This window comes from Achromobacter sp. 1012554356 (genome assembly GCF_059760815.1).
Genome location: NZ_JCBANC010000055.1, coordinates 37,328 through 44,083 on the forward strand (window position 1 = coordinate 37,328; position 6,756 = coordinate 44,083).

Here is a 6,756-nt window from a genome sequence, read left to right on the forward strand (position 1 = left end):
TCTGCGATATGGATTTCCTAACCGGGGTCCGTCATTTCCATCCGGGCGGGCGTGCGCACCGTCTGCGTGCGCGCCTGCCGCACGTCTTGCAGCATGAAATCCGCCGCGCGCTCGGCCAGCATCACGACCGGCGCGTTGGTGTTGCCCGAGACCAGCGTGGGCATGATCGAGCAATCCACCACGCGCAGCGCCGACACGCCGTGCACGCGCAGGCGTTCGTCGACCACGGCCAGCGGATCGCTGCGCGGCCCCATCTTCGCGGTGCCTGACGGATGGAAGATGGTCGCGCCATATTCGCGGCAGAAGTGCAGGATCTCGTCGTCCGTTTGCACGTCCGCCCCGGGGCGGAATTCCCGTTTCATCAGGCCGGCCAGCGGCTCGGTCGCGGCGACCTGGCGCGCATACCGGACGGCGGCGACCGCCATGCGGCGGTCCAGGTCCGTCGACAGGTAGTTAGGCAGCATGGACGGCGCGTCGAACGGGTCCGTGCTGCGCAGGCGCACCCGGCCGCGCGAGGTCGGCCGCAACTGGCACACCGAATACGTGCAACCCGAAAACGGATGCACCGTGCCGCCCGCCATGTCGGCCGACAGGGTCGCGAAATGGAACTGGGTGTCGGGCGTGCGGCTGGCCGGATCCACGCGGCAGAACAGGCCGCCCTGATTGATGCCCACGGCCAGCGGACCGCTGCGCAACAGCAGCCATTGCAGTCCCATGCGCAACCGGCCGGTCAGGCTGCGCAATTGGTCGTTGGTGGTGATGGGCCGGGTGGTCTCGTAGATCAGGCGGACCTGCAGATGGTCCTGCAGGTTTTCGCCCACGCCCGGCAGGTCGCGCACGACGCCGATGCCGAACTCGCGCAGCAGGCTGGCCGGGCCGACGCCGGATAGCTGAAGCAGTTGCGGCGATTGCAGGGCGCCCGCGCACAGCACGACTTCGCGCCGGGCGCGCAGTGTGCGGACCTGGCCGCCTTGCCGGTAGCGCACGCCGCAGGCGCGGCTGCCTTCGAACAGCACGGCCATCGCGTGCGCGTCGGTCTCGATGCGCAGGTTGGGGCGGTCCTGCGCGGGGCGCAGGTAGGCCACGGCGGTGGAGCAGCGGCGGCCATTGCGCGTGGTGAGCTGGTAATAGCCCACCCCCTCCTGGTCGCCGCTATTGAAGTCGCGCACGTGCGGCACGCCCAGCTTGCCCGCGGCTGCGATCAGCGCTTCCACCAGCGGGTGCGGCGTTTTGATCGATGTGGCGTTCAGCGGACCCTGCGTGCCGCGGGTGGGGCCGGGGCCCAGATCGTTGTTTTCCAGCTTGCGGAACCAGGGCAGGCAGTCGTCCCAACTCCAGCCCGTGTTGCCGGCAGCGGCCCAGGCGTCGTAGTCCTGGCGCTGCCCGCGGATGTAGATGAGACCGTTGATGGCGCTGGAACCGCCCAGCGTGCGGCCGCGCGGCCAGTAGATGCGCCGGTCCAGCATGTTGGGATCCGGATCGGTGTAGAAGCCCCAGTTCACCACCTTGTGAAACATCGTCTTGCCGTAGCCGATGGGGATGTGGATCCAGGGATAGGTGTCTTTCGGTCCGGCCTCCAGCAGGCACACCGTGTGCGCGCCGTCCGCACTCAACCGGTTCGCCATCACGCATCCGGCCGAGCCGGCGCCCACCACGATGTAATCGACGGTATCGGACATATCCGCGCGGTCTCCCTTATATTGTTCGGCAGGTCCGACCGGCTCGCGCTCCGCAATGCGGACCAGGCCGGCATCTGAGGCGATTCTAGGAAGCGCGCGCACAGAACAAAGCACAACACGCGCTGGGGCAGACAAATGGAACAGAACATGCAGCTTCGGTTTCAAAATCGCAGTGCAGCATCGGAACCGGCGGCCGACGGCCGGTCCGATGACCCGGGCGCGCAGCAGGAGGCCGCCCGTTCGCTGCGGGCGTTGCTGGTGCTGGATCACCTGGCCCGGGCACAGCATCCGCCTACGCTGGCGCAGCTTGCGCAGCGGCTCGACATGCCCAAGACCACGCTGATGCGCCTGCTGGCGGCCATGCAGCGCGCGGGCTTTGTTGCCGCCACACCCACTGAAAACGGTTTCGTGCCGGGCCCGCAGGCCACATCACTGGCGCTGGCCACGCTGCGCGCCAGCGCCTTTACCCGGGCGTGCCGCGCGGTGCTGACCAAGCTGGTCGGCACCCTGGGCGAAACGTGCAACCTGACCGCGCCCGACGGCGACCAGGTCGTCTACATGGAGCGCGTCGAGACGTCCGAGCCCCTGCGCCTGTTCTTTGCCGTGGGCAGCCACGTGCCGATGCACTGCACGGCCAGCGGCAAGCTGTTTCTGGCCTCGATGAATCGCCTGGAGCGCAGCCGCGTGCTGGCGCGCCTGCCGCTTACGCGCAATACGCCGCGCACGCTGACCGACCCGGCCAAGCTGGATGCCGAACTGGAGCGGCTGGCCGTGCGCGGCATCGGCATCGATAACGAGGAGTTCGTGCGCGGCATGAGCGCGGTGGCGGTGCCGGTGCGCGATGGCGAGGACCGCGTGGTGGCGGCGGTGGCCTGCCACGCGCCGACTGCGCGAGTGATGCTGGACGATCTGCTGCGCGCGGTGCCTGTGCTGCAAGGCGCGGCGCAGTCGCTGCACGAGGTGCTGGCGGCGCACCGGCCGGGCGGTTAGGGCGCCATCTTCGCGCCGTCTGCTAAAGAAGAATGATCGGGCCAACTTTGGCTCGGTCGGCCACAGTTCGCCCTTTTTTTTGTCGAATTTCAACTGCTTGGCCGAGCTCTACATCGACCAGATGCTCAACAATCCGATGTTCGGCCTAGCGGAGCGCTACGAGTACGACGCACAAAATGCGTACTCAGTCGTGGGTTACATCCGCACGATGGAGCTGTGCCTGAGCGGCGGCATCTCGGAAGCAACGCCTAAGCCAGATGCCGAGGGCAACATTCAACCCGTCACGGGGCCGTCGGCGCGCCCCTGGGAAGCCTGGATCAAGGATGGTCAGAGCCTCGTCTTCAATACCTTGCTCGCGCTTGACCAAAACCTGATGCACAGTCTGGTTCCCACGTTTAGCAATCAGGGCGAACTGGATTGGAACGACTTCGGAAAGCTTTATGCTGCGGTCACCAAAATCATGACCAGCAGCGACCTCGGTGAAAAACTCATTTGGCCTAACGTTCAGGACGCGATTGCCAGTGTGCTGGCGGCTTACAACAGGGCAGTGAGCCGACTGGAAGTGAAGATTGATGCGCGGCGTGCACAACGTCGCCACTGGCGTGAACAGCGCGTCGCTCTTGCTGTACTCGCGGACGTCCACGACCCAGGTCGCCGTCCAGATGAAGTTTGGCGAGTTCGACACGTCGATGTGTAAGCAGATCGAGGAGGACCGAAACAGGCTTGCGGCGGCCATTCAGCAAGTTACTGGGGAGGCGCACAAGCAGGTGCGTTCGGTGGTGACCGCTGGTCCTCAGCTTGGCACTGAGCGATCCCTAGTTGGCGGAGCAAATGGTCGACGTGGTGCGGTGGGTCGAAGGCAACGCAAATGACCTGAGCAAGCGCTTTGGCGGGTTCATCGAGGACGCTCCCCAGCAAACGGGCGAGGTCATCGGAGACGCCCAGCGCCGGGCCGGCGACGTGCTAAATGGGCTCGAGGTACTCGCCGGCACATTGGAGCCGGATGCCCGCAATGCCTTGGCAGGCCTTCAGCTCAGCGCGTCGCAAGTCGCCGACTTGGCGCGATCCGGATTGAGCCTTGCGCGCAGCGCCGCTGCGATTGCGCGGGGTACGGTAGGAAGTGCCGAGTTGCTGGTTGCGATTGGCGCCACCTACTCGTCGCTCTTGGACGCGGTCTACTGCGGCGCGAAGTTCGCGCGTCCAATCGACCACCAGCCGCTTTCGAGTCTTCTGCTGTTCAAAATGCACCCCCTCGTCGCGAAGGTGGCCATCCTCGATTTTCAGTACGTCGCCGATCCGCTGCCCTGTCAGGTAGCAGAGATCCATGACGCACGGGAGCCAAGGTGGGCAGCCCTTGTAGACGGCTGCGTACTCTTTGGGCGTGATCAGCCTCTCGCGCGGCTTATGAACGAATCGCTTCACGCTAACGCACGGGTTAGCTTCGACGCGTCCGCGATCTAACACCCGCAGAAAAACCATCTTTAGGACGGTAAGCATTCGGTTCGCCCACGCTTGACGAACAGCGTCGCCGTCCAGAAGCTCAACGACGTCACCATCGCGCACTTGGTTCGGGAAGAAAGCCGCAGACGCCTCTTTGAGCTGTGCCGCGCAGTATTTGCATTGCTTGCGCGTCGAGTTGGCGACCTTCTTGATCAGGATGGGAAGGGCATCGTCGATCAGCGCCGGCATACCATCTTTGGGGGCGGACCCGATGGGGGCGTACTCGGTTAGTGCGCTGTGCAGATCGGTGCCGATCTTGCGCCACTTCTCGCCCAATTCCTTGTGGGAAAGCGTGAGCACTTCGTCTCCAAAACGAAACCAATACTAAGTAGGCGTCTGGTGCTTGCAGGGGCGTTGGATCTCGTTCGGCTGCTCCGCATCTGTGGCAATGAATTTGGGCCTCATCGGCTTCGCTACGTTGATCGTCGGACTGTATATCGAATGTCCATACTCAAATTGGGTGAGGGCGGCCGGCGGAAAAAGTGCAGTAATGGGAGATATATCAACACCGAATGAGGCTCTAACCATGGCACAGCAGCCCTTGGAAACACGCGCTTTGCGAAATGCGACGCGCAAAATCACTCAGGCGGTATTAGGCGATGCCGACCTCGGAGCTCTCAGTCTGCTTCCCGGGGTCTGGGCTAATCTGCGTGACCCGAAAAACCCCACGGCCGGCCCGCTTAATGGCCGAGGGTGGAACATGATTGCGCTTCCGGCGGCAATTCCGGAGGGGCAAGGCGTAAATTTCCGCCTGCTCATGAATCAATATAACGAGCGGTTGATCATCACCACTAAAGACACGGGCGTTCCGAATCGGGGCATTCAACCCAACCCACCCACGGGAATTCCAACGGTACCGACTGATCAGGAAATTGTCGCGCTCGACTATGAGCAGGGAATAGCGCATATCGCAACGGATGACGCCCCGTCTAGCACGCTGAAACAGCCTATCGGGGCTGCTATACATCATGAGCCGGGGCTCTTTCTGTTCTTCAAAAACCAGGTCAATGACGGAATTGATATTGCGAGACTTGGAACAATTCCACACGGCAATTCGCTCCTGGCGCTCGGAACGAGCGAGTCGGCGAAGGCAGGAAAGCCGATCATCCCGGCGTTCAGTGGCTTGCCAATTGGCATGGGCGACCCGGATACCAAAACTTCCCCATTTCTCGCGCCCTATCGGCATTTCATCGAAGAGCCCTTTCTAGGATTATTTAGCCCCAGCAAGACGCATGAGCTGCTTGTCAAGGCTGTTGAGTCGCTAGGTCCAGTTCTGCGTACGACTACCTTGGCGTTTTCAACTAGAAACGCAAATGGTGGGATCGTAAACATTCCATTCATTGTTAATCAAGCGAATGCGATCGAAATGGACGTGACATTTTGGATCTTGGAACTTGAGGAACGGGGGGGCGATGGCCGGCCACGTCTCATCATGATGTACCACCAAGTCGTAATGCTCGAGTTTTTCCCGAGGACTGACGGTAAGCCAGGCCTTATCAAGTGGCCGCACGTGAGCATTAACACGATGGAGCGTATACCGGACGCTTTGGCCACAGCTCAGCTGACTACGACAGATATTACGCCCGACGCGCTCAGCTGAAGTTCGTCTGATCTCGAGACTTAGTGGCAAGCTCTGCTCGCGTCGCTGAATTGCTTTCTTGGAATTGATCACGCGGTGCCATCGAGTTCGGTGGGTAGAGGGGCTTGGGTTGGGAGATGTAGCTTTGGTGGCTTGTGGGCGGAGGCTTTTGGCCTGCTTGGCGCGGGCAGTTTCGACGGCGCTGTGAGCGTGAAACAGGTCGAACAGGCTAGCGGCCAGGATTGTGATGGTTTGATCGGCTTTGCGCCCTGCCTGGATGCCCAAGAAGATCGCCCGCTGGTTCACGTCCAGCCCTTGCATGAACGTGTCCACGCCGCTGATGAGCGGGGATATGACCTTGCGGGGCAGGGCGCAGCCCTGGATGGTGCTGGCGGTCACTTTCGTTTTTCCGGCTGCTTTGGTTTGGTCCACTTTACCGGTCAGAAAAGCGCCGACCTGCGCGCCATGCTTGCATATCGCGTCGATTGCGACCTCGACAGAGGCAACGCCGTTGCGGACCAGGGTATGTACATCGGGTTTGCGTTTCGTTCGTCCTGACGGAAAGCCTGGAAATCCGGCGCGTTCCCCCCCCGGACATGCTGAAGGAAGGCGCGGACCACGCACAGAACGACGACGAGAAGTTCGATTCCGACATGATGCTGATGACGGGCGAACTGGCGAAGCTGCTGGCCGAACTGGTCGATGCGCTGGGCGGAGCCAAGCGCCTCTAATCGACCGCCAGCGAACGCACCCAATCTGCGGCCTTGTAGTTCGATGACCAAAGGCGTTCGATATGCACCAGGCAAAAGTCCCGCACCGCTTCTCGCACGCTCACGTCCGCAGGGAGACAGGCTGCAGCGGCTAACGCCAGCGCCAGTTGCCTATCCAGCGCATTGAACGACAACTGGTCTGCCACATCCTGCGTCTCTAAATCGCGCGAAAGCGCTACCTGGTTACTCAGGATTGCCGTTTGCACACACCACAAGAATTGCTCTGCCTTCGTCATTC

7 protein-coding genes and 1 pseudogene are annotated in these 6,756 nt (G+C 62.2%); 5 read left to right on the forward strand and 3 right to left on the reverse strand.

The window, feature by feature from the left end:
- Window positions 1-17: 17 nt before the first annotated feature.
- On the reverse strand, window positions 18-1,679 hold the full coding sequence (locus tag AC6LJW_RS23275) for a GMC family oxidoreductase (RefSeq protein WP_498088365.1): 1,662 nt from the start codon (window positions 1,677-1,679) through the stop codon (window positions 18-20).
- Window positions 1,680-1,814: 135 nt separating this feature from the next.
- Between AC6LJW_RS23275 and AC6LJW_RS23280 the strand changes: the two genes are divergently transcribed.
- Together AC6LJW_RS23280 and AC6LJW_RS23285 are read left to right on the forward strand one after the other, a co-directional pair.
- Complete coding sequence (locus AC6LJW_RS23280) at window positions 1,815-2,669, forward strand: IclR family transcriptional regulator (protein WP_498088367.1); 855 nt, start codon at window positions 1,815-1,817, stop codon at window positions 2,667-2,669.
- Window positions 2,670-2,766: 97 nt separating this feature from the next.
- A complete protein-coding gene (locus tag AC6LJW_RS23285) occupies window positions 2,767-3,366 on the forward strand; it encodes a hypothetical protein (RefSeq protein ID WP_498088368.1) in 600 nt (199 codons plus the stop codon).
- Window positions 3,367-3,632: 266 nt separating this feature from the next.
- Here the strand turns inward: AC6LJW_RS23285 and AC6LJW_RS23290 are convergent, their stop codons facing one another.
- Entirely contained in the window at window positions 3,633-4,469 is an 837-nt protein-coding gene (locus AC6LJW_RS23290; protein ID WP_498088369.1) for a site-specific integrase, read from the reverse strand.
- Between the two features lie 226 nt (window positions 4,470-4,695).
- On the opposite strand from AC6LJW_RS23290, the gene AC6LJW_RS23295 reads away from it, so the two are divergent.
- The 3 genes and pseudogenes from AC6LJW_RS23295 to rdgC all read left to right on the forward strand — a co-directional run.
- On the forward strand, window positions 4,696-5,769 hold the full coding sequence (locus tag AC6LJW_RS23295) for a heme-binding protein (protein ID WP_498088370.1): 1,074 nt from the start codon (window positions 4,696-4,698) through the stop codon (window positions 5,767-5,769).
- Between the two features lie 189 nt (window positions 5,770-5,958).
- The gene (locus AC6LJW_RS23300; protein WP_498088373.1) at window positions 5,959-6,306 is read left to right on the forward strand and encodes a hypothetical protein; all 348 of its coding nucleotides are present in this window, start codon (window positions 5,959-5,961) and stop codon (window positions 6,304-6,306) included.
- Window positions 6,291-6,479 (forward strand): annotated as a pseudogene (gene rdgC, locus AC6LJW_RS23305) (recombination-associated protein RdgC); the annotation flags it as partial. The gene AC6LJW_RS23300 and the pseudogene rdgC, both read left to right, overlap by 16 nt.
- Here the strand turns inward: rdgC and AC6LJW_RS23310 are convergent.
- Window positions 6,476-6,756: hypothetical protein (locus tag AC6LJW_RS23310; protein WP_498088371.1), on the reverse strand; the 281-nt coding region annotated here is incomplete at its 5' end. The pseudogene rdgC and the gene AC6LJW_RS23310 overlap by 4 nt on opposite strands.

What these genes read in the sequence shown, in the direction of transcription:
- AC6LJW_RS23275 (WP_498088365.1), bottom strand. Translation starts at nt 1,679, where the DNA reads ATGTCCGATACCGTCGATTACATCGTGGTGGGCGCCGGCTCGGCCGGA.
- AC6LJW_RS23280 (WP_498088367.1), top strand. Translation starts at nt 1,815, where the DNA reads ATGGAACAGAACATGCAGCTTCGGTTTCAAAATCGCAGTGCAGCATCG.
- AC6LJW_RS23295 (WP_498088370.1), top strand. Translation starts at nt 4,696, where the DNA reads ATGGCACAGCAGCCCTTGGAAACACGCGCTTTGCGAAATGCGACGCGC.